Origin of the sequence: Acinetobacter sp. YH12145 (assembly GCF_013418335.1) — a bacterium.
In the GTDB taxonomy this organism is placed as follows: domain Bacteria; phylum Pseudomonadota; class Gammaproteobacteria; order Pseudomonadales; family Moraxellaceae; genus Acinetobacter; species Acinetobacter amyesii.
On record NZ_VPCE01000002.1, the window covers coordinates 60,761 to 87,421 of the forward strand.

A 26,661-nucleotide genomic window follows, 5' to 3' on the forward strand; every position below is an offset into this window, starting at 1 on the left:
CCCAGTCTAAGTTTAACGGATGTAATCGGTGTGTGATTGATTGATATAGCTTTGGAACTGGTCAATGCTCCCGTGACTTTGTAGCAATGTTGCAAGTGACATCACGTATTTATAAGCATTGAGTGCCATTTCACTTTGTAGCCCGCTCAGTGCATTTTGTGCATCAATGACTTGTGTGGCCGTTCCCATATCTTCCTTAAATGAAAGCTGTTGGATTCTTAAATTTTCTTGTGCGGCTTTTAGATTTTGCTGTAACAACAGGTGACTTTGCTGAGCGCTGGTGACTTCATTAAATGAGCTATAAATCAGGCTTTCAATTTCTTGTTTGGTACGCTCAGTCATTAACTCAGATGCATAGCGTTGAAGTTCAGCAGCTTGTACGGATTTGTTTTTATCAATACCTGAAAATAAGTTGTAGCGAGCGGCAACACCAACGATCCAGTTTTGTTTATCGTCGAGACTATATTCGCCAAATGCAAAGACGTTGGGTTTTTTTGCTGCGCTTTGGGCTTTCACATTGGCACCGGCCAATTGACTGTCCAATTGCATTTTACGCACCAAACTAGACTGATCCTGATAACTTTTTAGTAAGGCGGTTATATTTTGATTGTGTTGCTGATTGATAAATAATGGCGTTGAAAGATCAGTAATTTGGCTGCTTTGCATTAAGTTGTTTAACTTAAATAAGCTAGAGCGAAGATTCGCTTCAGTATTTTGAAAAGTTCTGAGCGCATTATTCTTCGCCACTTCAAATTGCATACGCTGGCCTTTGCTAATGAAACCCTGTTGTTCCATTTTGAGTGCATTGGCATAGTGTTGTTGCATCGCATTTAAATTGAAGCGGCTGCTTTCGACTAATTTTTTTTGTAATTGAGCATTGAAGTAGGCTTGGATTAATTCAAAACGTTGCACATCTTGTTGTTGTTCACTGCTTATCGCGCTGCGTTTGGCTTGGATATTGGCAATTTCCTTGGCGCTAGACGTTAACCCACCGGTATACAGCGGCATCATTACGGAAACGGTAGGGCGGATCACTTGATCATCTAAGACCACTTGGGAAGAATCTGGAATTAATCCGACACCATCACGGATTGGCTGTTGCAGACTGTCTTTTAATGGGTCTGCCAAATCACTCGGTAAGCTTTCATCAATTTTATTATTAATGCCATTACTCAGCGTTTGTTCTAAGTTATTTTTTAGGGCACCGAGAGGAATATCGAGTTCATTATGAAAGGCATAGGCACGGACGTTTAAATCCACACGAGGTAAACCAAGCCCTTTAATGGCCTGAGCTTGAAGTTCGGCAGATTGTTGTAGCGCTTGGTTGGCCTGAGTACTATACGAACTAGTGAGTAGACTTTGTTCTGCTTGGCTATAACTGATACTTTGCGCAAGTACCGTGGGGCTAAAAAAGCCACTGAAACAACCAAGGCCAAGCAGTAAACCTGAACGAAATGTATGTTTAATTTTTATAGAATAATCTGTTCGAGGTAAAGGCATAAAAACACACTCACAGCTAGGATGGGTTCATTATAGTCATTGTGATGAAGTTGGGTAAATTCACTAAGTTGTTGTATTGTTTCATATACATATGTAAATAAATTTTATCTTTGCAGCGCACATCATTTTTCGTACATCAAGACCTTAAATTAGCATCAATTCCAAGGATAAAAAATATCAGTAAATCTAATAATTTGAATTAAGAAGAATTAATTTTGATCTTTATTGAAATTTTGACTTTAAATGTCAGACAGCATTGGAATATTTTCAGCTTTAACTACTGCAAGCACGCGTCAGATATGGTTAAATGCCATCATTTTATTGTGTTTCACTTTGAAAGGAAAACTCATGCGCGCGTACAACTTCTGTGCTGGTCCTGCTGCATTACCCACTGCCGTTTTAGAAAAAGCTCAAGCTGAAATGCTTGACTGGCAAGGCAAAGGCCTTTCGATCATGGAAATGAGCCACCGTAGTAAAGACTATGTCGCTGTGGCAGAGAAAGCAGAAGCTGATCTTCGTAAGCTGATGAATATTCCAGACAACTATAAAGTGTTATTCCTTCAAGGTGGCGCATCACTGCAATTCTCTGCGATCCCATTAAACCTATTGGGTAAAAACAGCAAAGCAGACTATATCCACACTGGTATTTGGTCTGAAAAAGCGTTGAAAGAAGCACAGCGTTATGGCGACATTAATGTCGTTGAAGCGGGTACCACCATTGACGGTAAACTTGCTATTACTGATCAAAGCACTTGGAACTTATCTGATGATGCGGCTTATGTGCATTATGCAGATAATGAAACCATTGGCGGTCTTCAGTTTGCCAATATTCCTGAAACAGACAAACCATTGGTTGCCGATTTTTCATCGAGCATTTTATCTGCACCATTAGACGTATCTAAGTTCGGTTTAATCTATGCAGGCGCTCAGAAAAATATAGGTCCTGCTGGTTTAACTTTGGTGATTATTCGTGATGATTTATTGGATCAAGCGAAAGCAGATATTCCAAGTATCTTGAAATATTCAGCTCAAGCGAAAAATGGTTCAATGGTGAATACACCATCAACTTATGCATGGTACTTATCTGGCCTCGTTTTTGAATGGTTACTTGAGCAGGGCGGTGTAGACGCAATTTATAAAGCGAATATGGCAAAAGCTGAATTGCTTTATGGTTATATCGATTCAAGCGATTTTTATGCAAATCCAATTGCAAAAGAATTCCGTTCAATCATGAACGTACCATTTACTTTGGCGAACCCAGAATTGGAAAAACAATTCTTAAAAGAAGCTGAAGAAAACCACTTGCTTAATTTAGCTGGTCACCGTTCAGTGGGTGGTATGCGTGCAAGTATTTATAATGCTGTTCCGCTAGAAGGCGTTCAAGCACTGGTTAACTTTATGGATGACTTTGCAAAACGCAACGCATAATCCTAAAGACATAAAAAAACCGGCAAATGCCGGTTTTTTTATTGAATAGATTAAAAAATAAACGTATGTAAAACGTATGCACAAATCAGCATACCTAACATAAAAAATAAGCAGGACATTGGCTCGATTTGATATCGAGATTCCATGTGATGGTCAACTTGCGATAAGTTTTCTTCTTGCACGACTTTCATAGATATTCTTTCCGATCTATTTATCGTTAATTACTATTTCTTAAACGCATTTTTAACATAATTATTTGATTAAATAAAGTACTATCTGCCATAAACTTACTAAACTATTTAGTTTATTTAAAAATAAGCAACTGAATTGATAAATTTAGTTTCATAAATTTCCTATCTTATTTATTTATATTAGATTTTTATATTTTATCCTTTGCAGATGGATTTATTTAGCAGCATTATTTTGAATTTAATATTGTGGATAAGTTATTTTAATTTGAATTTAAAAATAGAATATATTGACTGGTTTATGGATAAGAAATATTCAATCATTTAAATATTCAGCGAATACACATGATTAGCGAGAAATAAAAAAACCGCACTGAGGCGGCTTTTTTTATTTGAAATAGGGTTTTTGAATTCAAATTAGGCAGATTTCGCGTAAATATTGGCTTGTATCCACAGGTTGCCACGAATATATTGCCCAACATTGAAATCTTTATGCGCCGGATTTCGTGTTGCAACACGAACAATCACCGCTTCTTGGTTTTCTTCGTGGATTAAGGTCACATCATACAGCGTATAGTCTTGCTCTTTAAATTGCATGGCAGTTTTGCCAACTATATGCCCTTGGAACCATGCTTCATCTTCTTGTCCAAGATTTTCACCATATAGGTATGCCACCATTTTAGAAAAATCGACGGTGACTGGTGCTTTGTCATCTTCAGACTTCGGTTGCCACGCTTTAATTTGTTCGTGTAAGTCTGCAGGGGCAATACCATTATTTGCTGCCAAGATATCGTTTAAAGCACGATGATGTTTAATCGATGCAGGATCGTCAACGACAAGCTGTTCATGTTCTGCGACAGCTTCGAGTTCATAGGCCCAAGCATTGAGTTGCACACTGTAGCTTGCATCTTTTTCATATTGGTCGTGATTGACGCTATATAAACTATCAAAAGCATACACACTGGTATTTGCGCCTAAGTCGAGGCAAAGCACAGCTTGCGTATTGGATTTACAGGTAATAATACGTTCAATGGTGGCTTTGGTTTTATATGGGCTATCAAAACTTGGAAATGCAGTTTTAACGGCTTTAGGTTTATTATTTTCTACAGCAATCACTTGGCAAAGTTGAATAGACGCTTGAGATGGACCTTGAATCAGCCATGTACTTTGATCCATATCAGATTCTTGTGCACATAAGCCCATCGGCATAATGGGTGCATCCAATGCCTGACCCAGCCAAACTGGTACATCCGTTGTCGGGTTGCCGGTGAGCAAATTCCAATGTTCAACATGACTACCAAAAGTTTGATCTTCAATAGTGATAATTTCAGGGCTATTTTGTTTTTTCATATGCACAATTGATATTGGGTTGGTTTCATAGTTAATAAATCGAGGGTTATTTGAAATTTTCAAGTCACCGACGTCATATTTATCATGAAATCATGCATAAAAAATGTTTTCAGTAGGATTTAAATGTAAAAGCATTGGAAAATAAGCCCAAGTTGGAGTCATTTTGCAGCTTTTCGATTCTCATGATTAGAGAAATGTAGATCCATTCAGCGGATGCAGATCCCCAAATTGTCATGTAGATTTGTTACTATGGGCCATGTTTAAAAGTGAATGGAAAATCAGTGCTGCCATTTAAATTATGGGTGGATGCAGATGCGTTACCACGCATTTTACGTGATGTAATTATTCGTGCTTCTGATCGTTACAAGTTAGAAGTCACTTTTGTCGCCAATCAAAATGTTGGGATAACGCCTTCGGTGCGAATTAACTCGATTCAAGTCATGAGTGGGGCAGATGCAGCGGATAAAGAAATTATTCAGCGCATGAAAGAGCACGACATCGTGATGACACAGGATATTCCACTTGCTGCTGAAGTGATTGAGCGGGGCGGTATAGCGATACATCCACGCGGAGAGATTTATACCACAGCAAATGTCAAAGCACGTCTACACTTACGCGACTTTATGGATACTTTACGGGGCGCAGGTGTGCAAACCGGTGGTCCAGCACCGATTTCTGAACGTGATAAGCGCGAATTTTCCAGCAGCTTAGATCAAACCATTCAAAAGCAAAAACGTAAAACGGCGCAGAAGTAAAAACCATGCCATCTAAAACAAATCTAGCGACGACTTATGCGTTGTTGGTGTTCATTTGGTCAACCACGCCACTTGCCATCGTTTGGAGTGTCAGTGATATCAATGCGTTTTGGGCACTGACATTACGCTTTTTTATCGCATTACCCTTGGCTGTCGCATTATTGTTTATTTTTAAACATAAACTGCCGATGGATAAAAGCTCGCTGCACAGTTATTTGGCAGGGGCGTTTAGTTTTATTGGTTCTCAGATTTTTACCTATATGGCAACGGCCTATCTCAGCTCAGGTATTATTGCCCTGATGTTTGGTTTAGCGCCAATTATGACGGGTCTGATCGGTCGTTTCTTCTTTCATACCTATCTGCATCGCTTGCAATGGATTGGGATGTTGATTGCCGTCTGTGGTTTAGCCATTATTTGCTTAGGCGGCAGTGATCAGCACGTACAGCCTGTTGGCATCGTCTTAATGTTAATGAGCGTATTCGTCTACTGTATGTCGATTTTTTGGGTGAAAAAAGTCAATACGCCATTGCAGCCCATGTCTCAAGCCACGGGTTCGATTCTTATCTCAGCACTATTTTCTGCTGCAATGCTACCGTTTATTTGGCAGTATGCACCGACACAGATGCCTTCGACCAAAGCACTACTTGGCTTGGGTTATGCGGTAATCATGGCATCGTTAATTGCCATGTTTTGTTATTTCAAACTGGTACAAAACATCAAGGCGACAACTTTGTCTTTAACAACGGTACTCACACCCATGCTTGCTATGCTCTTTGGTGCTTTACTGAATGATGAAAAATTATCATTGATGGTTTTACTTGGTGCTGTGATTCTATTATCAGGCTTGTTTGTTTATTTTTATAAAGATTTTCGGGCGAACAGAGAGCTCGCCCACAAATTAAAACATTGATTAAAAATCACTCTTTGTTTTGGGTCAGTGCGATACACTCTGCAAGTTTGACGCGGTCTTGAGGGAGCAGTGTGATAAAATAGGCACCCGTACGGTATAAGTTGCTTTCTTCTTCACGGCTATAAACCACTTGTGCTGTTGCCGCAATATGGAAGAAATTTTCAGGGTGGCTTAAGGTCACATGGATATAAGTACCTTCTTTAATCGCGCGTTCGCTAAAAAAGCTGAGACCAGTCTCTGAAAAATTCACATGCTCAGGCACTGGTAACATGCTTTGTACAATTGCGTCGTATAAAGAACCCGTAATAAGGTTTAACTTTTGGTTAAATAAGGATAAGATTCGAGCAATTTGTTGATCTTTCTCAGCTAATTGTTCTAATTCGTAGTTGAGTGCATGATCAAATTGATCTAATTCAGCAAGTAGTAGAAAATAGCGCGGCAATACAAAATTAGGATCGTAAGGATCATTCAGTGCAACATCATCAGAGATAATCTGATAGTTGATGCGCAAAGCAGCATCGATACGCGACATTACACGGCGTTCAGTTTGAACGCTTTGATGCTGTAAATTTTCCATAATATATTACCTCGGACTAGATGGTTATGTTTAAACCAATCTCGCTGTATATAGGGTTGAGATACACTCGCGCTCGGCGCAGTAACCACTTTATTTCTTTTATTGCTCTGGTATCCATGATCGGCCTCACGCTTGGTGTGGCAGTCCTTATTACAGTTTTATCTGTGATGAATGGTTTCGATCGTGAGCTGAAAACTCGTGTCTTAGGAATGATACCTCAAGCCACTGTTTCTTCAACACAAATTTTAACAAATTGGCCTGAACTTGCAAAAAAAATTGAGCAGCATGAGCATGTTCAAGGGGTCGCACCATTCACCCAATTACAGGGAATGTTGACGGCACAAGGTCAAGTGTCTGGCATTATGGTCAGTGGGATTGAACCGCAGTATGAAAAAAAGGTATCAATTATCCAAGACCATATGGTGGAAGGTAGTATCGATAACCTGAAAAAAGGTGAGTTTGGTATTGTCCTTGGCAAGCAAATGACAGATGCCTTAGGTTTAGGCTTGAATGACAGTGTGACCTTAGTGCTTCCTGAAGCAACACCTTCTCCGGCTGGGGTCGTTCCGCGTTTTAAACGATTTAAAATTGTGGGTATTTTCAGTATTGGTGCGGAAGTTGATTCGATGATGGGCTATGTAGCTCTGAACGATGCGTCGACTTTATTAAGACTGCCAGATGGTGCACAAGGCATCCGTATGAAGTTGGATGATATTTTTGCAGCACCACAAGTCTCTCAAGAAATTGTGCGTGATCTACCAGCAAACTTCTATGCTTCAGATTGGACTTATACACACGGCAACCTGTTCAGTGCGATTCAAATGGAAAAGGCAATGGTAAGTTTATTGCTGTTCCTGATCGTATTGGTTGCAGCATTTAATATTGTGTCTTCATTGGTGATGGTGGTCACTGATAAAAAATCCGATATTGCCATTTTGCGTACACTAGGCGCTTCACCGGCTACAATCACACGGATCTTCATGGTGCAAGGTACAGTGATTGGGGTGATTGGTACGGTGTCTGGGGCGATTTTAGGGATTATCGCTGCATCGAGTATTAGTAATTTAGTCGGTTGGTTGAATACAACATTGGGCTTAAATATGTTTGATGCTTACTTCATCAACTATTTACCGTCTTATTTAAGATGGCAAGATGTTGCGGTGATTGTATCTTTATCATTGGGTCTTAGCTTTATCGCGACTATTTATCCGGCATTACGTGCAGCTAAAGTTCAACCTGCAGAGGCTCTACGCTATGAGTAATTTAGTTTTAGATGCCCAAAACATTACCAAATCTTTTACCGATGGGAAGTCTACAGTCGATGTGATTCGTGGACTTTCATTACAAGTCAAAGTAGGTGAGTTTGTTTCGATTGTGGGGTCAAGTGGTTCTGGTAAAAGTACGTTGTTGCATGTATTGGGTGGCTTGGATCGTCCAACATCGGGTCAAGTGTTGATTAATGGTCAACGCTTTGACACTTTAGGTGAAGCAGAGCGTGGTTATATCCGTAATGAGCATTTAGGTTTTGTGTATCAATTCCATCACTTGTTGCCTGAATTTACCGCCTTTGAAAATGTGGCAATGCCATTGATGTTACGTAAGTCGAGTAACTTCAAAGAAGTGAAGCAGCAAGCTGAATATCTTTTGGAACGCGTTGGACTTTCCCACCGCATGACGCACAAACCGGGTGAGCTTTCAGGCGGTGAACGTCAACGTGTGGCTTTGGCTCGTGCATTGGTAGCAAAACCTAAATTGATGATGGCTGATGAGCCAACAGGGAACTTAGACCGCAAAACCGCGGTGAAGATTTTTGAGTTGCTGTCTGAGTTACGTAAAGAATTTAACATGGCAATGCTAATTGTGACCCATGATGAATATTTAGCTCAATCTGCTGATGCGATTTTGCATATGCAAGATGGTTTATGGGTAGATGACTAAGCGCTAAATTGATTTTGTAAAAAATTAGTGGATTAAGATTGTTTGATTGAAGCTCACCTCGGTGGGCTTTATTATTGCCAGCATATAATAAAAATAATGACGACTCATGTTACAAAGTTTTTGTATTGGCTGGATTTTAGGCATTTCTTTTATGGGTTTCACGTTTTGGAATCCACAACTCTCGACAGCTCAGTTGCTTTTTATTGTCCTGATTTGGCTAGGTTTACAGCTTGGTATTTCACCAAAACTAAAAAGTATCTTTTCGAAGATCTTACAGCTCAGTACAAATTTATGCATGGGCGCAATTCTCGGCTTTAGTTTTGCCAATACTCAACTCGATCAGCGTTTGGCATTGGTTGAACATCAGAGCAGACAAGGCGAGTTTATTGCGTATATTCCACAGATCAGCCAACTCAAAGACCAAGCAATTCAGCAAAAAATTGAAGTGCTAAATATGAATCAGCAGATTCAATATTTTATGGCGTATTTACCCAATTCAATTTTGCAAAATAAGGAACAGACGATTCAGTTGGTCCCTGGACAATACTATCGTATGTATGGTGAGTTAAGACCTACCCAAAGCTATGTGACCGAAGGTGCATTTGACCAAGAAAGGTGGAGCATACAGCAAAATATACATGCCAGTTTAAAGGTGAAGTCGGTGGAATTAATACCACCTCAACATGTGATTGCGATGGGCTATGGGCAGCAGTATCAACGACATCAAGGTGTGCTACACCAGTTCAAAATAAAAGTCGAACAACAACGTTTATATTTAAGAGCGTTTATATACCAACAACCGCTGCAGAATCATGGCTTGCTGTTAGCGCTGCTTACAGGTGATAAAAGTTTACTCACTGAAGGCACCAGTGAATTATTTCAACGCTTTGGGATGAGTCATTTATTGGCGATATCTGGTCCACATGTACTTGTTTTTGCCAGTATGCTTTGTTGGGCGATGCAGTTAGCTATTCGAAAATATTGTCCCAAAATTTATCTCAAGTGGCCCAAACAATATGTATTGGTCGTGCCCTTTATCTTCTGTGTCCTTCTATATTGTTCATTTACCGGTTTTGAAATACCGGCGCTGAGAACACTGACGATTTGCCTTGTCGCAAGTAGCATGCTTTTGTTAAGGCAAACCATTCAGCCTTTTCAACTGCTAGTTTTTAGTGCCGCAATGTTATTGCTCGTGGATCCCTTTAGTATTTTATCTGCAGCATTTTGGTTGTCTTATGGCGCATGCTTTATTTTACTGCGGATTTATCAAACCTTAAGGAAGCATTTACTGGCTCAAGCGGAAGCCAGTTTTTGGCAAAAGTTAAAACATTCAATGTGGTTGATGGTGGAATCACAATGGAAAATCTTTATCGCCTTATTTCCATTGATGGTGATTTTTTTCAAGCAAGTCACGTGGATTAGCCCATTAAGTAATTTATTTGCCATCCCGTGGTTAGGGGCAGTGGTGGTTCCTTTAGATATCATCGGAGGGGCACTTTCTTATATTTCTACACCTTTGGCGCATTTGGTTTTTTTATTCAATGATCTGTGTTTAGAAGTGTTACATGTATTTCTCTATGGCTTAGATCGACTCTTTGCACCACAAATGCAAGATGTCGCATTGACGTCAACTCAGATCGTACTGTTGATACTCGCCATAGTAATCTTATTTTTACCTGAAGGAATCTTGCCAAAATATTGGGCGGTCATTGCCTTTTTTACTCTGTTTATCCCATGGAAAAATTCAGCAAATTTTCAGCTTTCAATTTTAGATGTGGGGCAAGGACAGGCGATCTATATCCGTTCTGTAGATCATCATATGATGGTGGACTTCGGTGGAAACTATGATGAAAGTCAATTTAGTGTCGGGCAGAATATCATCCGGCCATTTTTGAGTGTGAATGGAGTTCATCGACTAGATCGGGTGTTATTGACTCATTTAGATCAAGACCATAGCGGTGGCTTTTTCTCATTGGAGCAACAGCTTGATATTGGGCAGCTTTCAAGTAATGAGCGGGTTCAAACCACGAATCATGCACCACAGCGTTTATGTCAACGTGGTCAGCAGTGGAATTGGGATCAGCAAGTCTATTTTGAAATACTCTCGCCAAAGCCTGAAGATCTGACAGATGCCAAATGGAATGCCAATGAACGTTCTTGTGTTCTATATGTCACGGTCAAAGACATCAATGGGCCACGACATTTTCTATTGATGGGGGATGCGGGTTGGGAGACTGAATATCAAATATTAAGTGATTATCCAGACCTAAAAGTCGATGTCTTGGTGCTCGGACACCATGGTAGTCGGCACAGTTCATCCTATGCGTTTTTAAACCATTTTAAGCCCAAGTTGGCGATTGCTTCTGCAGGGCGCTTTAATCGTTATGGACATCCTGCAAACATGACCCAAACACGCCTCAAACAATTAGACATTCCACTCTTGCAAACTGCACAAAGTGGAAGTATCCATTTCAAGCAAAATAAACAGCAAATTGAACTAATTGAAGAGCGGACAAAGTATAAATGGCTCGATCTATATCGCAGGCTATCTAAAGAATCCGAATAGAAAAACTACTTCAAGTATATTGTTTGAAAATGTCATTCTGCCACATTTTTAATTTTTTGCTGTCTTTGATATTCCTCACGAATATCACGAATGCGTTGAGCGGCTTCTTCATCACTAATATTGTATAGATTTCTCAATTTTGGATTGGCTTTAAAGCGTTTATAGCTCCAGTGATAATGCTCTGGATAACGATGAATTAAATCTTCCACTGCTTTAAAGATAACTATTGAGCCATCATCTGCATTGCCTTGATAGATATTCTCATCCATAGGTTCGATATGCATATCAAAACCATGATTATCGTTACGAATGGCATATAGTAAGAGCGCACGTGCTTTGGTTTTTTGAATTAATTTTGCACTTAAGTTGCTGGTTTTTAGTGGAATACCAAAGTATGGAATCATTTCGCCGCCGGCATTCGGGGTATGATCTGGCAAGATCACAGTCGTCCCACCTTGTTTTAAGGCTTTGAAAATCTGACGTACACCTGATTCATCCGTAGGAACCAGTATTGCTTGCTCACGGCTTCGAGCAGCACGGACAAAATTGTTGGCAGATTCGCTTTTTACCGGCTTGTACATGATGGTCATTTGAGTGTACTGCGCAACCCATGCATTCATGATTTCCCAAGTACCAAAATGTGGTACTACGAGTACAACGCCTTTTTGTAGGGCGAGCGCTTCATGTAAATATTCAGCGCCATGTACGTGATGAATTCGTTGAATATTTTTTTCTGTACTTGCACCCCAAATGTTAAAAAATTCAAAATAAGAACAAAGTTCGTTTCGAATCGCTTGTTTAGTGAGTTGAATGCGAGCTGACTCTGATAATTCAGGCAATGCAATTTTTAGATTGCGTTGAATCGTAGAGTAGGTTTTAGAGATTTTTAAAACATTGACTAACCCAGCCAAACCTTTTGCAATTAATCTTGAAATTTGAATAGGTTGACGGCTGATAAATTTTAACAGGTGATATGTGGTGTCCTGTGAATTTTGGTCGGTCATCTTATTTAAGTCTGAAAGAAATGAAAGAAAATTTAAAATAATTATAGGGGAAAATGAATTGATTAGACAGTTATAGCGATTAGCGTGTATATAATGACTACAAATTAACGATCAAATGGGTTTTTTTATGTCCGAATGGCCACCAAAACCTGAAGAAAAACAGCAAAGTTCTTCAAACAATATTCAGCAGCCAACTGGAAATGAATGGAAAATATTAGAAAAAGCCGTGCTTTCTTCCGTTGAAGAACAACGTAGAGCACGTAGATGGGGTATATTTTTTAAATTTTTAACCTTTGCTTATTTGTTATTTATTATCATTGCGATGGCAAAAAGTTGTAGCATGTCGTCATCTGATCCAGCAGCGACAGCGGGTTCACATATTGCTGTGGTTGATATCATTGGGACCATTGCAGCGGACAAGCAAAGTGTAAACAGCGCAAATACCATCAAAGCTTTGAAAAAAGCCTATGAAAACAAACAAAGCAAAGCGATTGTTTTAAATATTAATTCACCAGGTGGTTCACCTGTTCAGTCTGATGAAATTTGGCAAGAAATTCAGTACTTGAAAAAAGCCCATACCGATAAAAAACTGTATGCCATTATTGGTGATACAGGCGCTTCAGGTGCGTACTATATTGCGTCTGCGGCAGATGAAATTATTGTCAATCCTTCAAGTTTAGTGGGTTCGATTGGCGTGATCATGCCGAATTATGGTGTTAGTGGTTTGATGCAAAAATTTGGTGTAGAAGATCGCACCATGACTTCGGGTGAGAACAAAGCCATTTTATCCATGACTCAACCTGTAGATGCAGCACAAAAAGCACATGTTCAAGGTGTACTCGATAATGTTCATGCGCATTTCATTAATGCAGTGAAGGAAGGTCGCGGTAAGAAATTAAAATCAAATGATCCAGCTATTTTCTCAGGTTTATTTTGGACGGGTGATCAGGCTGTGAAGCTAGGTATTGCTGACCGTACAGGTAGCTTAAATAGCCTGAAACGTGAATTGAAAACTGAAAAAGCCGTGAACTACACCATTGAAAATAGTCCGTTTGATTCTGTACTAGGTCGTATGGGAAGTTCGTTTGGTCAAGGTTTGGCAAGCGCATTGTCACAACAGGTTCAATCTGAAAACAGCACGAAATTACAATGAAACCGTTAATTCATTTTGCGCACGCCAATGGCGTGCCATCACGGGTTTATCAAAAATTGTTTGATTTACTGAGTGATGAATATGATGTGATCCATGTGCCGTTACTTGGGCCAGATAAGCGTTACCCAATCGATAACCATTGGAAAAGCTTAACACAGCAAGTCATTGACAGTATTGTACGTCAGGCCAATGGTCGTAAGGTGATTGGATTAGGTCATTCATTAGGTTCGGTTTTAACATTTCAGGCTACTTTACAACGCCCAGAATTGTTTGAACAAGTGTTAATGATTGATCCGCCTATGATCATGGGTAAAGAGTCTTTTGCTTTGCACATCGCAAAACTCCTCAAACTTAAAGTCGTCGATAAAATGTCCCCAGCAGGTTTGTCGAAGCGTCGTCGTGATCATTGGGACAGCCGTGAACAAGCAGCAGAGCTTTTAAGGCCGAAAGGTTTTTATAAAGATTTCGATCCAGACTGTTATCAAGCTTATATTGATCATGCCTTGATGGACGATAAACTGCGTGGTGGGGTGGAATTGACGATTTCACGTGATGATGAGGTTCATATTTTTCGAACTAATCCTTCACTGTGGTGGTTACCTCATGCTCAACCGCAAGTACCTGTACAGCAGTTAATTGCAGAGCAGGGACCATTTTTAGCTCGGCACTTTCCACAAAAGGTTGAGAAAAAATTTGGGATTCCATTTAAAGTTGCTGCGGGGAGTCATATGTTCCCATTGGAACATCCTGTGGAAACTGTTGAATTGATCAAAGATTTACTTAAATTGCCTAAGCGTCATCATTAAACCTTAAAAACCACAACACATAAAAAAAGCACTCTATAGAGTGCTTTTTTTATGAATGAAACATTCTACTTTTGAGATTTATTTCGCATTTTCAAATTGTAAAACAACTTTGTTATTGGCATCTAAAAATTTCAAATGATCTTTAGAGGCATCATAATGAGTAACTTGGCTCAATGCCTGCGAAAAATGTTGAGGAATATTTGTCGCAGTCAAACACGCTCTTTGTGTTGTAGCAAGGTTTGAAAATTGGATTTTTGTGTTTTGCACAGCGTAACCGCCCATGAATCGATTACAACCATCAGAACCACTTACACGAGTATCGTCGAAAGTGATGGTGGGTACGTTCGAATTGTTAGGGTCAGCTTCGAGCTTAACGCCTTGAATTTCACTCGCAACCCAATTTTTGTTTTGTAATTTATCTAAATTACGATCAGTAGCCGGATTTGATGTCGTAGCACAACCAATCATACCCAGTGTTATACATGCACAAGTCGCCAGTGTGATGGATTTTAACATGTGATTTTCTCCACTTTTTTTTGAAGGATGTAATATTTCTAGATTTATAAGGTTTACTAATTGCAATATAAGCTTATTATTTTAATGATGCTAAAAGCTTTAATTTAACTAAAAACTACATATTGATCATAAAGTTGAACATTCTGCAAAAATGGATTTTAGATTTTAGATTTTAGATTTTAGATTTTAGATTTTAGATTTTAGATTTTAGATTTTAGATTTTAGTAATAAATAGAGTTTTATTTGGCACTGAAAAACAAAACGCACCCTAAGATGCGTTGATTGTTAAATTATACAGTTGCTTAGAACTTACAGAATTGAACAGGTTGTTGCAAAGGCTCGCCACGATATAAAACACCGTTTTCAGTGTGTTGAATGGTGCCATTACAAATCCATTCTGCCACTTGAGGGTAAATCACATGCTCAAGCACGTGAACACGATTTGCCAGACTTTCAGCATGATCATGCACATTGACTTTAAGTACGCCTTGAGCAAGCGCTTGACCAGCATCCAGCTCTGCAGTCACATAGTGAACTGTACAGCCATGGAAGACATCACCGGTGTTTAAAACACGTTGATGAGTATGCATTCCTTTATAATTTGGTAGCAGAGAAGGGTGGATGTTAATCATTTTTCCTTCCCATGCTTTGACAAATTTTGCGCTTAAAATGCGCATAAAGCCTGCCAAAATGACCAAATCAACATCCCAGTCGAGCAGTTGTTTATGCATCACATCATCAAAAGCTTCACGACTTGGATATTGCTTATGTTCAATGACTGCAGTTGCAATCTTTGCTTTTCTTGCACGTTGCAGTGCAAAAGCGTCAGGTCTATTGGAAATCACCCCAACGATTTGACCTGATAGATTGGCATCGATCAGGGCTTGCAGGTTAGATCCGCTGCCTGAAACAAGTACAGCAATTTTAATCATGAACGTTGCTTATGCGAAAACTACACGGATTTTTTCGTCAGCGCCTTCAACAGATTCAGCATTATCTGCAATGTGACCCATTGTGAATGCTTTTTCGCCAAGGCTATTGAGTAATTCAACAGTTTTGTCAGCATCGGCTGCATCAACCACGAGAACCATACCTACGCCACAGTTAAATGTGCGGTACATTTCAAATTGTTCAACACCACCTTCTTTTTGAAGTAGTTTGAATAATTCTGGCCATTCCCAAGATGCTTCATTGACTACCGCTTGAGCACCATTTGGCAGTACGCGAGGTAAGTTACCCGGTAAACCGCCGCCTGTGATGTGCGCCATAGCGTGTACATCCACTTCTTTCAATAACTGAAGAATTGGTTTTACATAAATACGTGTTGGTTCCATTGCTGTATCTGCAAGTGGACGACCATCAACGATTTGAGTAAGGTCAACGTTTTTCACATCTAAAATTTTACGAAGAAGTGAGTAACCGTTTGAGTGTGCGCCAGAAGATGCAACACCAACTAAAACGTCACCCGCTTTAACTTTAGAGCCATCAATAATTTTACTTTGCTCAACTACACCTACGCAGAAACCTGCAAGGTCATAGTCTTCGCCTTCATACATACCTGGCATTTCAGCAGTTTCACCGCCAACCAATGCACAGCCTGCAAGTTCACAACCCGCACCGATACCAGTCACAACATTTGCTGCAACGTCAACGTTGAGGTGGCCAGTTGCATAGTAGTCAAGGAAGAACAGTGGTTCAGCACCACATACAAGAAGATCGTTTACGCACATTGCAACCAAGTCTTGACCAATTGTGTCATGACGGTTCAAATTCAATGCTAAACGCAATTTTGTACCAACACCATCTGTGCCAGATACGAGAACAGGTTCTTCATAACCTTTAGGAATTTTACAAAGAGCGCCGAAGCCGCCTAGGCCGCCCATTACTTCAGGACGTGCAGTACGTTTCGCGACAGATTTGATACGATCGACTAACGCGTCGCCCGCTTCAATGTCGACACCTGCATCTTTGTAGCTTAAACCAGTGTTTGGGGTAGAAGTTGAGTTGCTCATAATGAAGTCTCCGCATTCGCGCGGGGATTATAACCTGAATATGCAAAACTCTTATGCTATTTCGCACTAAAATGTTATCTTTATTAAAATATTTTCCTTTCTATAACGATTACATTGAAAAAAGGTGACTTTATATGGGTGATCGCACCTTGCGCCGAATATTTATTCTTGCTGGGATAGCATTGATCATATGGGTTTTATACTTATTAAAGCCTGTAGTTGTTCCTTTTATCGGCGCATTTCTAATTGCATATTTATTTAGCCCTTTAGTCGATAAATTACATAATATTGGCTTGCCGCGCTGGTTATCTATCAGTTTGGTCTTTATTGGAATTGGTGTCGCTATATTCCTTGCAATGTGGTTCCTCGTACCACTGGTATGGGAACAGTTGATGTATGCGAAAAACAATATTCCAAACAATATTCATTGGGTCAACTATACATTCCTGCCGTGGTTATCAGAGACATTTAATCTTGTACCGATGGAAATTGATACAGAGCAAATGTCAGCAGCGATCATGGAGTATATTCAAACCAACTATAGTGCAGACAGTATCCAAGCCATGTTGTTAAAAGTGGCACAATCGGGTCTGAATTTCATACAGATTGGTGGCACGATTGTCTTAATTCCAATCATAGCTTTCTATTTCTTATTAGATTGGGAACGAATGTTAGAAAACATGCGTCGCCTTATTCCACGCAAATACGAAAAAAGCACATTAACCATCGTAGGCGAATGTCATGAAGTTCTAGGCGCGTTTGTAAAAGGCCAGTTCTTGGTAATGTTCTTATTGGGCGTTGTATATGCGGTTGGACTTCAATTGGTGGGTATTGAGGTCGGCATCATCATCGGGATGATTGCGGGTCTAGCCAGTATTATTCCGTATTTGGGTTTTGCGGTTGGTATTATTTCGGCAATTGTGGCTTGCCTGTTCCAATTCGGTTTGGATTGGGTGCATTTGGCCTTAGTACTGGTGGTATTCATGGTAGGGCAGGCAATAGAAGGTTATATTTTACAGCCTTTCTTATTAGGCGACAAAATTGGTTTGTCTCCTGTGGCAGTGGTATTTGCAGTCCTTGCAGGCGCGCAATTGGCAGGACTCCTCGGAATGCTCATTGCACTACCCGTTGCAGCGATTATTGTGGTCTTATTACGTCATGCTCGCGAAAATTACGAGAAAAGTAATTTATACCGAAATGATGTACTTGTCGTAAATGATGCTGCAAGTGGCACTTTAAACGTAGAAACCAATCAAGTTGCTGTCGATATTGAGCTCAAAAATCAGTCTGCAAATTCGCTGCAAGATCCTGAAATTTCGAGTAACATTGAAAGATCAGAACATAAAGATTGATAAGGCCAAAATATAGATATGCGTCAATTGCAGCTAGATATAGAACCACAACTCGATGCCCGAATTAGTGATTTTTCTGGGCCGAGTTGGGGGCATGTAATCGATGGTGTTCGTCAGTTACATGCTGGTTTAATGAATCGTTTCTATATCTATGGTGGAGCTGGCACAGGAAAAAGCCATTTACTGTCTGCAATATGTGACTCCTATTTAGAAATTGGCAAATCAGCAATTCAAGTTTCATTGCTTGAATTGCTAGATGCTCCCACTGAAGCGATTACTTCGCTCGATCGCTATGACTTAGTGGCTTTAGATGATATTGAAGCGATTAGCGGAGTTCCACATTGGCAAAAAGCTGTTTTTCACCTGATTAATTATAATAACGAAGAAGGTGGTCAATTGGTCTTTTCATCTCGGCTGGCGCCCATTGAACTCAAACTTGAACTGCCAGATTTACAGTCTCGATTAACTCAGGCTGTCAGTGTAAAAGTACCAAATGGTAGTTTATACGCAGACCGACAAGCACTCGTAAACTCTGTTTTGGCGCGACGTGGCATCCATATGGATCAACAAATTGTAGATTATTTGTTGGCACATGGGCCGCATCAGGCATCAATTTTACTTAGATCTTTAGAACAACTGATTCAGATGTTAAAAGGTGAAAAAGTCAAATTGAGTCATGCCAATTTAAGACAAATTTTTGCCCTAATTGATGAATATCGGTAAGCAATAAAAATTCTTGAGTAATTACTCAAGCTGTGACAAAGTACATAAAAATATTTTAATGTTGCAAGGATTGTGCAACTTAAGAATAAAAAGATAAAAAATATTTAAGGAGATGGATATGCTCAAACAGAGCATAGGCATTGGCATGCTTCTCATGGCAGGTCATGCATTTAGCGCAGAAATTACCGTTACAACTACTGAAGATGTTGTAAAGGATGATAAGGAATGTTCACTTCGTGAAGCCATAGAATATATTAATAATGGTATGCCAGAAGCCGGATATAATGGTTGCGGGGGTAAAGACGCCTATGCCTCAATTTCTCTGAAAAAAAATGAAGTTTATAAACTCACTAAAAAAATTGATATTAAAGCAGAACTGAATCTGAAAACGGCGTATGACAGTAACGTCAATGAAGATGTTGTACTCGGTCTCAATAATGCCGTCATTGAAATGACGGGTAAGGATCAAATTTTTAATATTAATGATGGCGAAAAAGAACTACTTGCGATCAATTTTAAAGAAATTTCATTTAAAGGATGTAAGCAAGATCAATGTGCTGATAAAGGCGGCATCATTTTTAATAATGAAAAACTCACACTTGAAAATGTAAAGTTTGAAGATGGCTATGCACGACTTGGTGGTGCAATCTACAATGTTGGATTTTCAGAAGATGGCGCAGCTGTAGCAAGCCGTCTATATATACGAACCACGATTTTTCAAAACAACAAAGCGGTAGATGGTGGTGCAATTTACTCAGAAGCACCGGCTTATGAAATCTATACATCTTTGTTCAAAAATAATGAAAGCACATCTGGTCGAGCGATTGTTTACAATCAAAATGGGCTCGCAGACATCAGCAAGTTGGTGTTCAGTAACCCTCAAAATATCATTGCCAATAGTACCTTTTTCAAAAACAAAGGTTTTGCTGTCAATTTACGTGATGGTTTAGCACTCAATAATATTACAGTACTGAAGAACAGTGGTGGTATTGAACTAAATAGTACCTCTGAGCATGCTTATTTAGCCAATAGTGTGGTGATTGGTAATGCGCTCAGTGGCACTGCTCAAGATTGTAAAGTTGTGAACTCAGGAACAGACAAATCTGTTTTTTATAACAACTTAGTGGCTGCGAGTTGTCCTGTTGGGCCTGTTGCAAATTTAAATGATGTGTGGTCTGGGACAAGTTTAATCGCGGGTGAAGATGAAGGTAGCTGTAAAACCTTAACAGAAGATCGTAATGCACTTTTCTGTCCATTTACCACAGCAAACAACGCATTTATTGGTTATTTACGTCCTCGTATTTTATTAGATTACGAAACGATTTTCTCAAGCCTGATATTAAATAAGGGCAAGACCACAGCAGATGGCAATGAGCATCATGTGTATTGTGAGTCTTCTGATCAGCGTGGAAAAAATCGTAATTTGGATGATGTTTGGTGTGATCGTGGGGCTATCGAAATTGTGGTTCCTGTGAGCATGCCTCGCTTAGGTAAAGACATACGTACAGGTGAAGTGGCGAAGTTTAATATCTTAGATGCATTAGGTGACAGTGATTTAATTCCAAAAGAAGAATGTACAAAAGTGATGGGTATGGCAAATCCAACGGGTGAACCATGGCAAGATGGTTGTCCAATAATTGTACAAAGCACCGAATCTAAAGGTAAATTTACACTGAATTTGAATGGTGATTTTGAATACACGCCAAATGGAAATTGGCATGGCGCAGATATTTTTGAATTGCGTGTGGTGACGTCTTCAACCCGTTTTAATACTTCGGCAAAAAATTATTTAGCTGCAGAAGTGCGTATTTTCCAAGAACCAAACAATGAAATGGAAAGTAAAACCGTTAAAACTTCGGGTGGTGCTCTAGGCTGGGCGAGTATTTTTGCGCTGCTTGGCTTAGTTGGATTTCGTCGCTTTAAAAAATAGTCTGGATAGAATTAAGGACAGCACATGAAAAATTATAAAAAAGGATTGCTGGCGGTCATGGTCCTTGCGGCTATGTCATCTATGGCAGCGACAAGTAATATCATCAAAGTTACGACCTTTGAGGACGAAAATGGTGAAAATCTCAATCAATGTTCTTTACGTGAAGCGATTGAAACTGCACGTAAAAACAAATCTTTTGGTGGATGTAATGTCGGTAATCCAAATAATGGGCAGACCGATTATATTCAACTTGAAGCAGGTGAATATCTTCTGACCAAAGGTGAGTTAGTTCCTCTAAATCAGATCGTGATAGAGGGGAAAAGTCGCTTTAACTATGATTCAAAAAATTTACTGACACAGAAATTTCCTGCCTATGATGATATTAGAACGACGATTAATGCCCAAGGCAAATCGCGTATTTTTAATACTTCACGCTCAGAAGCCAACTTTATCGTCAATAATGTACGCCTTACTGGCGGGATGGCAGAAGACCGTGGTGGTGCCTTGTATTTAGGGGGAGCATTTACCTTAAATAATGGTGCAATAGAAAACTCTCAGGCCAAAGTTGCTGGCGGTGCGATCTACTCCGTTGCGCATAATATGTCGAAAAAAACATTATTGGTGAGCAGTTTAGTTCAGGGTAACGTCGCACCTAAAGGTAGTGTTGTCGCTATGGACTGTATCGGCAACTTGGGGGATACCCAGCCTGAAATTGTGTTCCAGCAAAGCAGTATTATTCAAAATGGTTCATCGACGAGCAATAGTGTGATGGACTTCTGTGGAAATGCCAAGGTTGAACTGACAGCAAATACGATTGCAAAAAACCAAGCAAATCCAAGTACGGGTAGTATTATGCGTGCCATTTCTCAGGGAACGGAACGTTTAAGTGCTTTTTCTAGCTTCGTTTTAACCAGTAATACAATAGTCGAGAACAATGCGGCTAGTACCTATTATTATGATAACAATGGTACAAAGGCTTGGTATTTCAATGTATTGGCCTACAATACTGGTGGAAAATCTTGTCGTTATCTGAATAATGCAGTACCTGATAATGGTCAAAAATTTGTTGCAAGTAATAATGCATTTGAACTGGCAGCCGCACAGTGTGATTTACCCGAAAGTGTGCTGAATAGTACGGAAAGCTTTCTGCAAAACCATGATGTAAGTAGTTATGCTATGGGGACTTTATTAAGCGCCCTACAAACAAAATCTGCTTATAATTTGTATTTACCTTTGTATTACCCGAAAGCAATCGGCAGTGGTTTTGACTTGATCAATCTGGGCTTAGACGGCTGTAGTGATGCGGATCAACGGGGCATTTTGCGGATCACAGATGGTACTTTACAGTTATCACCTACGCAAAGAAACACATGTGATATTGGTTCGGTTGAGTTAATGAATTTAACCGCAGCAGATATGGCAGATATTACCAATGAGTCTTTAACAGCTCTGCAAGATAAGTATCAAAATACAATTGATGCCTTGAAAAAGGATATCGACGATCCAGATTATGCAGAATACAAAGTTGCCAATCAGGATGATTTAACAAAATACGAAGCTGTATTAAGTGCATTAAAAAATAACCTCAAATATCGTGCGGTTTATTTTGATCCATTCCCAGCATCATTACCTCAAGAAGAGTCTGTGAACGGAAGTGCTGAAACACGACAAATTGCCTTAAATGCTGACAACTATACCGTGACGACTTCACCAATCGGCATTGGTAGTGAAATTACGGTGTCTAGTACAGGCGAAGCAAGTATTGTGGGTAATCCACCACATGACCTGCACTGTGATTGGGATGCTGGAATAAAACAAATCGTTATATATCGCACCAGTGGGGCAACAACAGCACCTACCGAATACGGTTTTTGTAAATATACCTTAAAACAAAAGACAGGGAGTCAGGCGGAATCCTCTGGTGTGGTCCGTGTGGCATTTAAAAATATGACCCCAGTGGCCAAAGCTGCTCAATACACAATTAGTCCGTCAAATAATTTGTCTGTTACCGTCAATAATTTATTAGAAAATGCTAATGATGATGGTGATGGTCCAGTTGCATCTATGCCAGCGGGTAAATCGGTATGGCATAAAAATGAAGAAGGCCAAATTATTCCCATTCGCTTTACTAAAATCCCAGCAGGTTTAAACTTTGAAGCTGAGTATAGTGGCAGTTGCCCAGCAAGTTATTTAAAGGAAACTTGCTACGGTGGAAAAATTACCTTCTCAGTAAAAAATGGCTTTAGTCAGTTTGACTATCCTGTTGAATATAGTGTTGTCGATAGTGATGGCATTGCATCAAGCAATGCAATTCTGACTCTTAAGAATACCGCGAAAAACACCAACTCTTCTTCTAGCGGCGGTGGCTCAATGGGAGTATTTGGACTGTTGGCATTGATTGGTTTGGGTGTGTATCGTCAGCGTAGGTTGAGCAAGTAAGACAATAAAAAAAGCCTCGATAAGAGGCTTTTTTTATGACTTAACTAATGTAATTGATTTGATTATCACAACATACTGTTGTTTTTGATTAGTGAACGACAGCGATAGGCTGTAAATATTTATTGATATACTCATCGCGAATAGCAGGTCTTTCATCAGGACTAGCTTTTTGCATACGTGTCGCGAGTTCTTTACGTTCTAAAGTACTCATTTTTTGCCATGTTTCGCGCATACGCTGCTTTTCACTATCTGGAAGTTGGGTGAACCAATCCATGCGCTGTTGCAAGCTGATACGTTGATCTGCAGGAATCTCTTTGAGAGCCTGATACTTTTTAATTAAAGCCTGTTGTTCTGCTTCAGATAGCGAATCCCAAGTTTCATTGACTTGAGTATCTGCATCTTTTGAAAATATCCAAAAGCGATCAAAGCCAGCAAAACTGGTTTGCAAAAAACTAAAAGCACAGAATGCAATTGCTAATTTTTTAGCTGCCATGTGGAACTTTGTCCTCACCCAGAACCATCAACATTTCAAGATCTTCTACCATTTGAGGGGAGAGCTTAGGGGTTGAAATCACCTGATTTTGTGGTTTGTCATCCAGTACAGTCGCATTCGGTAAAATGACAAAACCTGCAATTGCTGCTGCAAGTGCAAAGCCAGACATTTTCCAGAAACCATAACGTGAAGTTTCGCGCTGATGAATATCTTCAAGCACGTTACTCATGACAGTTGCTTTGTCTTTATGGTGCTGTGCGAGTCCATCAAGTTTGGAAGTTACTTGCTTTAAGAAATCATCTTGTTTCATTCGGATGATCCTCCCATATGTGGATTCAAATGTGCCAAAGCGGTACGTAAACCTTGAATGGCACGGTGGTAATGTGTTTTCACACTGCCTTCGGAACAATTCATAATTTCTGCAGTTGTATGCGTATCAAAGCCTTCCCAAGCTCGCAACATAAATGCTTGTTGCTGGCGGACTGGAAGTTCTGCGATAGCATCTTGTATTTCCTCTGCAGTGACAGCCTGATCCAGAAAGTCGAAAGGGTTTGGTGTAGATTCATCTACCACATCCTGTATCTCGACATCGTCGTCATCTAGGCTGACTTTTCTAAATAAGGAAAACGGCTGCGAACGACGTGCTTCTTTTCGACGCCAGTCTTGCAGCTTGTTATTTAAAATGGTGTAAAACAGGGGATACCATTCCTCTGTGGACTTTTCAGCATAAGCTTTATGTAAGGAAATAAAGGCTTCTTGCACCAAGTCCATGGCAATGCCATGTTGACCGTGCGTTGCACTTTCCATCATTACTAAAGCACGCCCCGTCACTTCATTCATGAAGTTTTTCAGGCGAGACTCAGCCGTGCTTTTTAAAACACTGCTGTCTTGCGTCTCGGACTTTTTGGGTGCTAAATCCATAGAGATGGAAAATCCTGTCATCGGATACCCACCATTATTTCCATATTCATATACAAATAACGATGGAAATAACGGTTAGGTTGACAAAAAGAATTATTATTTTTTCTAGTGTAGTCTATTTTTTTCAGGCTTAAGCGCTAAATACAATAAAATAACGATTTTACTGACGCTGACGTACCATTTCAAAAAAACAGATCGAGCCAGCAATGGCTACGTTTAGTGATTCTTGACCACCCGGTTGAGGAATCGCAACGGCTTCGGCATGTTGTAATGCATACTCAGAAACACCTTGACCTTCATTGCCTAAAATCCACACACATTGTTTGCGTAAATTTTTGCTATATAGGTTTTCAGACTGATGTGAGCTTGTTGCATACACTGGAATTTTGAATTTCGTCAAAATATCTTCAAGGGCAATATTTTCAAAGGTATTTAATGAAAAATGTGCGCCCATACCTGCGCGTAATACACGCGGTGACCAGAGCGATGCAGAGCCTTTGGTACAAACAACTTGCTCAATACCCGCCGCGGCAGCAGAACGGAGTAGGGTGCCAACATTTCCTGGGTCTTGAATGTTGTCTAAAATTAAGGTGTCTTCACTGAAGTTAAGTGCTTCACTTGAACTTGGTAAATCCACAATCGCTAAGCAAGCAATAGATGTTCCAAGTGTACTGATATCTTTGTATAAAGATTCACTTAGAATGAACACAGCACCTTGATATTGTTCCGCAATGCGGTCGAAGTCGGCATGATTAATTGCTTGTTCAGTGGTGAAAATCGATTTGATTGGACGTTTTGAGTCTAACCATGACAACACCAAGTGTGTGCCTTCCAAAACAGTTTGACCTTGTTTTTTACGGTAGGCATTTTGTTCGATTAAGCCACGGAGGTGCTTAATTTTCGGGTTGTCTTTTGATTCGAGATAAATCAGAGCCATGAGGGAGATATCCACGAAAGTCAGCAAAAATTCTGACTTTCGTTATAAGAAATTAATTATGGTATGACGTAACTAGGTCAACTTCGTTTTTAGAACCAATAATCACAGGTACACGTTGATGAAGTTCTGTTGGTTGGATGTCTAGAATGCGGACACGGCCTGTTGTAGAAGCACCGCCAGCTTGTTCCATCAACATACTCATTGGGTTTGCTTCGTACATTAAACGTAGACGGCCTGCTTTTTTCGGATCTTTGAAGTCGTATGGATACATGAAGATACCGCTACGGCAAAGAATACGATGAATATCACCCACCATACATGCGACCCAACGCATATTGAAGTCTTTTTCACGCGGGCCAGTTTTACCTGCAAGAAGTTCGTCGATATAACGTTTTACAGGTTCTTCCCAGTGACGTTGGTTTGATGCATTAATTGCATATTCTTTAGTGTCTGCTGCAACCGCAATCGCATCTTTAGTTAATAAGAATTCTTTGCTTTCTGGATCAAAAGTAAAGAAGACTACGCCAGCACCGACAGTTAGAGCCATCATTGTTGATGGGCCATACAGTACATAACCTGCAGCCGCTTGGTTAACACCCGCTTGCATGAAATCTTCAGCTTGCGTTACCGCATTTTTTGCAGGAAGAATTGAGAAAATTGTGCCCACACACATATTGATATCGATGTTGCTTGAACCATCTAATGGGTCAAACAAGACAAGATAATCGCCATTTTCTTGAGCTGGAGTGAATTCATCTAATTCTTCAGAAGCCAAACCACCGACATGTGGATGAATTTTCAATGCATCGATGAGGTAATCATTTGAAATGACATCAAGTTTCTTTTGTTCTTCACCTTGAACGTTTTCGTGTTGCGCGCTACCCAATACACCAGCCAAAGCACCTTTTTGTAATAGAAGGTCAATGTCTTTGCATGTATTACCAATTGTTTCAATAACTTGTGCTAATGCAGGAGTAAGATTACCACTTTGTTGTTGTAGAAATTGGGAAAGGGTGAGATTTGACATAACCGGAAAACTCCAAATATTAATTTATCAAAAATGATAAAAATGTGATTGTGCAACATTTTAGATGAGAACGAAGGAAAAGAAAAATTAAACTAGACTATTTGTCGTGATTTTACCCTTGCAAGTCCTGAATAA

Annotated in this window: 24 protein-coding genes; 12 read left to right on the forward strand and 12 right to left on the reverse strand. The window is 39.8% G+C overall.

What is annotated here, in order from left to right; genetic code table 11:
• Positions 1–12: 12 nt before the first annotated feature.
• Complete coding sequence (locus FTU80_RS01490) at positions 13–1,500, reverse strand: TolC family protein (protein WP_180008317.1); 1,488 nt, start codon at positions 1,498–1,500, stop codon at positions 13–15.
• Positions 1,501–1,848: 348 nt separating this feature from the next.
• Here FTU80_RS01490 and serC point away from each other — a divergent pair, with 348 nt between their 5' ends.
• Positions 1,849–2,928: a 3-phosphoserine/phosphohydroxythreonine transaminase gene (serC, locus tag FTU80_RS01495; RefSeq protein ID WP_078192058.1), complete on the forward strand. Its 1,080-nt coding sequence runs from the start codon at positions 1,849–1,851 to the stop codon at positions 2,926–2,928.
• Positions 2,929–3,533: 605 nt separating this feature from the next.
• On the opposite strand, the gene FTU80_RS01500 is transcribed toward serC, so the two are convergent.
• Positions 3,534–4,466: a hypothetical protein gene (locus FTU80_RS01500; RefSeq protein WP_180083887.1), complete on the reverse strand. Its 933-nt coding sequence runs from the start codon at positions 4,464–4,466 to the stop codon at positions 3,534–3,536.
• A 266-nt stretch (positions 4,467–4,732) separates the two neighbouring features.
• Here FTU80_RS01500 and FTU80_RS01505 point away from each other — a divergent pair, with 266 nt between their 5' ends.
• Entirely contained in the window at positions 4,733–5,221 is a 489-nt protein-coding gene (locus FTU80_RS01505; protein ID WP_373683664.1) for a YaiI/YqxD family protein, read from the forward strand.
• 5 nt (positions 5,222–5,226) lie between these two features.
• On the forward strand, positions 5,227–6,132 hold the full coding sequence (locus FTU80_RS01510; protein WP_180083889.1) for a DMT family transporter: 906 nt from the start codon (positions 5,227–5,229) through the stop codon (positions 6,130–6,132).
• A gap of 7 nt (positions 6,133–6,139) precedes the next feature.
• Here FTU80_RS01510 and FTU80_RS01515 read toward each other — a convergent pair whose 3' ends face one another.
• On the reverse strand, positions 6,140–6,709 hold the full coding sequence (locus FTU80_RS01515; protein ID WP_078192054.1) for a PilZ domain-containing protein: 570 nt from the start codon (positions 6,707–6,709) through the stop codon (positions 6,140–6,142).
• 26 nt (positions 6,710–6,735) lie between these two features.
• On the opposite strand from FTU80_RS01515, the gene FTU80_RS01520 reads away from it, so the two are divergent.
• The 3 genes from FTU80_RS01520 (at position 6,736) to FTU80_RS01530 (ending at position 11,213) form a co-directional block, all read left to right on the forward strand.
• Positions 6,736–7,971: a lipoprotein-releasing ABC transporter permease subunit gene (locus FTU80_RS01520; RefSeq protein ID WP_180083890.1), complete on the forward strand. Its 1,236-nt coding sequence runs from the start codon at positions 6,736–6,738 to the stop codon at positions 7,969–7,971.
• Entirely contained in the window at positions 7,964–8,647 is a 684-nt protein-coding gene (gene lolD / locus FTU80_RS01525) for a lipoprotein-releasing ABC transporter ATP-binding protein LolD (protein ID WP_180083892.1), read from the forward strand. Before FTU80_RS01520 ends, lolD begins: the two co-directional genes overlap by 8 nt.
• Before the next feature lie 106 nt (positions 8,648–8,753).
• Entirely contained in the window at positions 8,754–11,213 is a 2,460-nt protein-coding gene (locus tag FTU80_RS01530) for a DNA internalization-related competence protein ComEC/Rec2 (RefSeq protein ID WP_180083894.1), read from the forward strand.
• Positions 11,214–11,245: 32 nt separating this feature from the next.
• On the opposite strand, the gene FTU80_RS01535 is transcribed toward FTU80_RS01530, so the two are convergent.
• Entirely contained in the window at positions 11,246–12,217 is a 972-nt protein-coding gene (locus FTU80_RS01535; protein WP_180083896.1) for a lysophospholipid acyltransferase family protein, read from the reverse strand.
• Between the two features lie 127 nt (positions 12,218–12,344).
• On the opposite strand from FTU80_RS01535, the gene sppA reads away from it, so the two are divergent.
• Together sppA and FTU80_RS01545 are read left to right on the forward strand one after the other, a co-directional pair.
• Positions 12,345–13,370 carry a signal peptide peptidase SppA gene (gene sppA, locus FTU80_RS01540; protein WP_078192397.1) on the forward strand — a complete coding sequence of 342 codons (1,026 nt, stop codon included), beginning with the start codon at positions 12,345–12,347 and terminating at the stop codon, positions 13,368–13,370.
• A complete protein-coding gene (locus FTU80_RS01545) occupies positions 13,367–14,176 on the forward strand; it encodes an alpha/beta fold hydrolase (protein WP_180083898.1) in 810 nt (269 codons plus the stop codon). The genes sppA and FTU80_RS01545 overlap by 4 nt, the downstream gene beginning before the upstream one ends.
• A 78-nt stretch (positions 14,177–14,254) precedes the next feature.
• On the opposite strand, the gene FTU80_RS01550 is transcribed toward FTU80_RS01545, so the two are convergent.
• From FTU80_RS01550 to purM, 3 genes are all read right to left on the reverse strand, one after another.
• A complete protein-coding gene (locus FTU80_RS01550; protein WP_078192049.1) occupies positions 14,255–14,692 on the reverse strand; it encodes an META domain-containing protein in 438 nt (145 codons plus the stop codon).
• 302 nt (positions 14,693–14,994) lie between these two features.
• Positions 14,995–15,624, reverse strand: coding sequence for a phosphoribosylglycinamide formyltransferase (gene purN, locus FTU80_RS01555; RefSeq protein WP_180083900.1), 630 nt, complete (start codon positions 15,622–15,624; stop codon positions 14,995–14,997).
• Between the two features lie 9 nt (positions 15,625–15,633).
• Positions 15,634–16,704: a phosphoribosylformylglycinamidine cyclo-ligase gene (gene purM, locus FTU80_RS01560; protein ID WP_078190382.1), complete on the reverse strand. Its 1,071-nt coding sequence runs from the start codon at positions 16,702–16,704 to the stop codon at positions 15,634–15,636.
• A 134-nt stretch (positions 16,705–16,838) separates the two neighbouring features.
• On the opposite strand from purM, the gene cxpE reads away from it, so the two are divergent.
• The 4 genes from cxpE (at position 16,839) to FTU80_RS01580 (ending at position 23,148) form a co-directional block, all read left to right on the forward strand.
• Entirely contained in the window at positions 16,839–18,056 is a 1,218-nt protein-coding gene (gene cxpE, locus FTU80_RS01565; RefSeq protein WP_111883943.1) for a chloramphenicol efflux transporter CxpE, read from the forward strand.
• An 18-nt stretch (positions 18,057–18,074) separates the two neighbouring features.
• Positions 18,075–18,779 (forward strand): DnaA regulatory inactivator Hda, encoded by a 705-nt coding sequence (gene hda, locus FTU80_RS01570; protein WP_078190380.1) that lies wholly within the window; start codon positions 18,075–18,077, stop codon positions 18,777–18,779.
• Positions 18,780–18,897: 118 nt separating this feature from the next.
• Entirely contained in the window at positions 18,898–20,709 is a 1,812-nt protein-coding gene (rbtA, locus tag FTU80_RS01575; protein WP_180083902.1) for a rhombotarget A, read from the forward strand.
• Positions 20,710–20,733: 24 nt separating this feature from the next.
• The gene (locus tag FTU80_RS01580; protein ID WP_180084178.1) at positions 20,734–23,148 is read left to right on the forward strand and encodes a CSLREA domain-containing protein; all 2,415 of its coding nucleotides are present in this window, start codon (positions 20,734–20,736) and stop codon (positions 23,146–23,148) included.
• Between the two features lie 88 nt (positions 23,149–23,236).
• On the opposite strand, the gene FTU80_RS01585 is transcribed toward FTU80_RS01580, so the two are convergent.
• From FTU80_RS01585 to FTU80_RS01605, 5 genes are all read right to left on the reverse strand, one after another.
• Entirely contained in the window at positions 23,237–23,641 is a 405-nt protein-coding gene (locus FTU80_RS01585; protein WP_180083904.1) for a DUF3106 domain-containing protein, read from the reverse strand.
• Complete coding sequence (locus FTU80_RS01590; RefSeq protein ID WP_180083906.1) at positions 23,631–23,951, reverse strand: hypothetical protein; 321 nt, start codon at positions 23,949–23,951, stop codon at positions 23,631–23,633. The genes FTU80_RS01585 and FTU80_RS01590 overlap by 11 nt, the downstream gene beginning before the upstream one ends.
• Entirely contained in the window at positions 23,948–24,562 is a 615-nt protein-coding gene (locus FTU80_RS01595) for an RNA polymerase sigma factor (RefSeq protein WP_111883945.1), read from the reverse strand. The genes FTU80_RS01590 and FTU80_RS01595 overlap by 4 nt, the downstream gene beginning before the upstream one ends.
• Positions 24,563–24,722: 160 nt before the next feature.
• Complete coding sequence (locus FTU80_RS01600; RefSeq protein WP_078192042.1) at positions 24,723–25,499, reverse strand: RNA methyltransferase; 777 nt, start codon at positions 25,497–25,499, stop codon at positions 24,723–24,725.
• 52 nt (positions 25,500–25,551) lie between these two features.
• Entirely contained in the window at positions 25,552–26,526 is a 975-nt protein-coding gene (locus FTU80_RS01605) for a class 1 fructose-bisphosphatase (RefSeq protein WP_180073584.1), read from the reverse strand.
• Positions 26,527–26,661: the final 135 nt, after the last annotated feature.

Coding starts and splice junctions, on each gene's coding strand:
- FTU80_RS01490 (WP_180008317.1), bottom strand. CDS start 1,500: ATGCCTTTACCTCGAACAGATTATTCTATAAAAATTAAACATACATTT.
- serC (WP_078192058.1), top strand. CDS start 1,849: ATGCGCGCGTACAACTTCTGTGCTGGTCCTGCTGCATTACCCACTGCC.
- FTU80_RS01500 (WP_180083887.1), bottom strand. CDS start 4,466: ATGAAAAAACAAAATAGCCCTGAAATTATCACTATTGAAGATCAAACT.
- FTU80_RS01510 (WP_180083889.1), top strand. CDS start 5,227: ATGCCATCTAAAACAAATCTAGCGACGACTTATGCGTTGTTGGTGTTC.
- FTU80_RS01515 (WP_078192054.1), bottom strand. CDS start 6,709: ATGGAAAATTTACAGCATCAAAGCGTTCAAACTGAACGCCGTGTAATG.
- FTU80_RS01520 (WP_180083890.1), top strand. CDS start 6,736: ATGTTTAAACCAATCTCGCTGTATATAGGGTTGAGATACACTCGCGCT.
- lolD (WP_180083892.1), top strand. CDS start 7,964: ATGAGTAATTTAGTTTTAGATGCCCAAAACATTACCAAATCTTTTACC.
- FTU80_RS01530 (WP_180083894.1), top strand. CDS start 8,754: ATGTTACAAAGTTTTTGTATTGGCTGGATTTTAGGCATTTCTTTTATG.
- FTU80_RS01535 (WP_180083896.1), bottom strand. CDS start 12,217: ATGACCGACCAAAATTCACAGGACACCACATATCACCTGTTAAAATTT.
- sppA (WP_078192397.1), top strand. CDS start 12,345: ATGTCCGAATGGCCACCAAAACCTGAAGAAAAACAGCAAAGTTCTTCA.
- FTU80_RS01545 (WP_180083898.1), top strand. CDS start 13,367: ATGAAACCGTTAATTCATTTTGCGCACGCCAATGGCGTGCCATCACGG.
- FTU80_RS01550 (WP_078192049.1), bottom strand. CDS start 14,692: ATGTTAAAATCCATCACACTGGCGACTTGTGCATGTATAACACTGGGT.
- purN (WP_180083900.1), bottom strand. CDS start 15,624: ATGATTAAAATTGCTGTACTTGTTTCAGGCAGCGGATCTAACCTGCAA.
- purM (WP_078190382.1), bottom strand. CDS start 16,704: ATGAGCAACTCAACTTCTACCCCAAACACTGGTTTAAGCTACAAAGAT.
- cxpE (WP_111883943.1), top strand. CDS start 16,839: ATGGGTGATCGCACCTTGCGCCGAATATTTATTCTTGCTGGGATAGCA.
- hda (WP_078190380.1), top strand. CDS start 18,075: ATGCGTCAATTGCAGCTAGATATAGAACCACAACTCGATGCCCGAATT.
- rbtA (WP_180083902.1), top strand. CDS start 18,898: ATGCTCAAACAGAGCATAGGCATTGGCATGCTTCTCATGGCAGGTCAT.
- FTU80_RS01580 (WP_180084178.1), top strand. CDS start 20,734: ATGAAAAATTATAAAAAAGGATTGCTGGCGGTCATGGTCCTTGCGGCT.
- FTU80_RS01585 (WP_180083904.1), bottom strand. CDS start 23,641: ATGGCAGCTAAAAAATTAGCAATTGCATTCTGTGCTTTTAGTTTTTTG.
- FTU80_RS01590 (WP_180083906.1), bottom strand. CDS start 23,951: ATGAAACAAGATGATTTCTTAAAGCAAGTAACTTCCAAACTTGATGGA.
- FTU80_RS01595 (WP_111883945.1), bottom strand. CDS start 24,562: ATGGATTTAGCACCCAAAAAGTCCGAGACGCAAGACAGCAGTGTTTTA.
- FTU80_RS01600 (WP_078192042.1), bottom strand. CDS start 25,499: ATGGCTCTGATTTATCTCGAATCAAAAGACAACCCGAAAATTAAGCAC.
- FTU80_RS01605 (WP_180073584.1), bottom strand. CDS start 26,526: ATGTCAAATCTCACCCTTTCCCAATTTCTACAACAACAAAGTGGTAAT.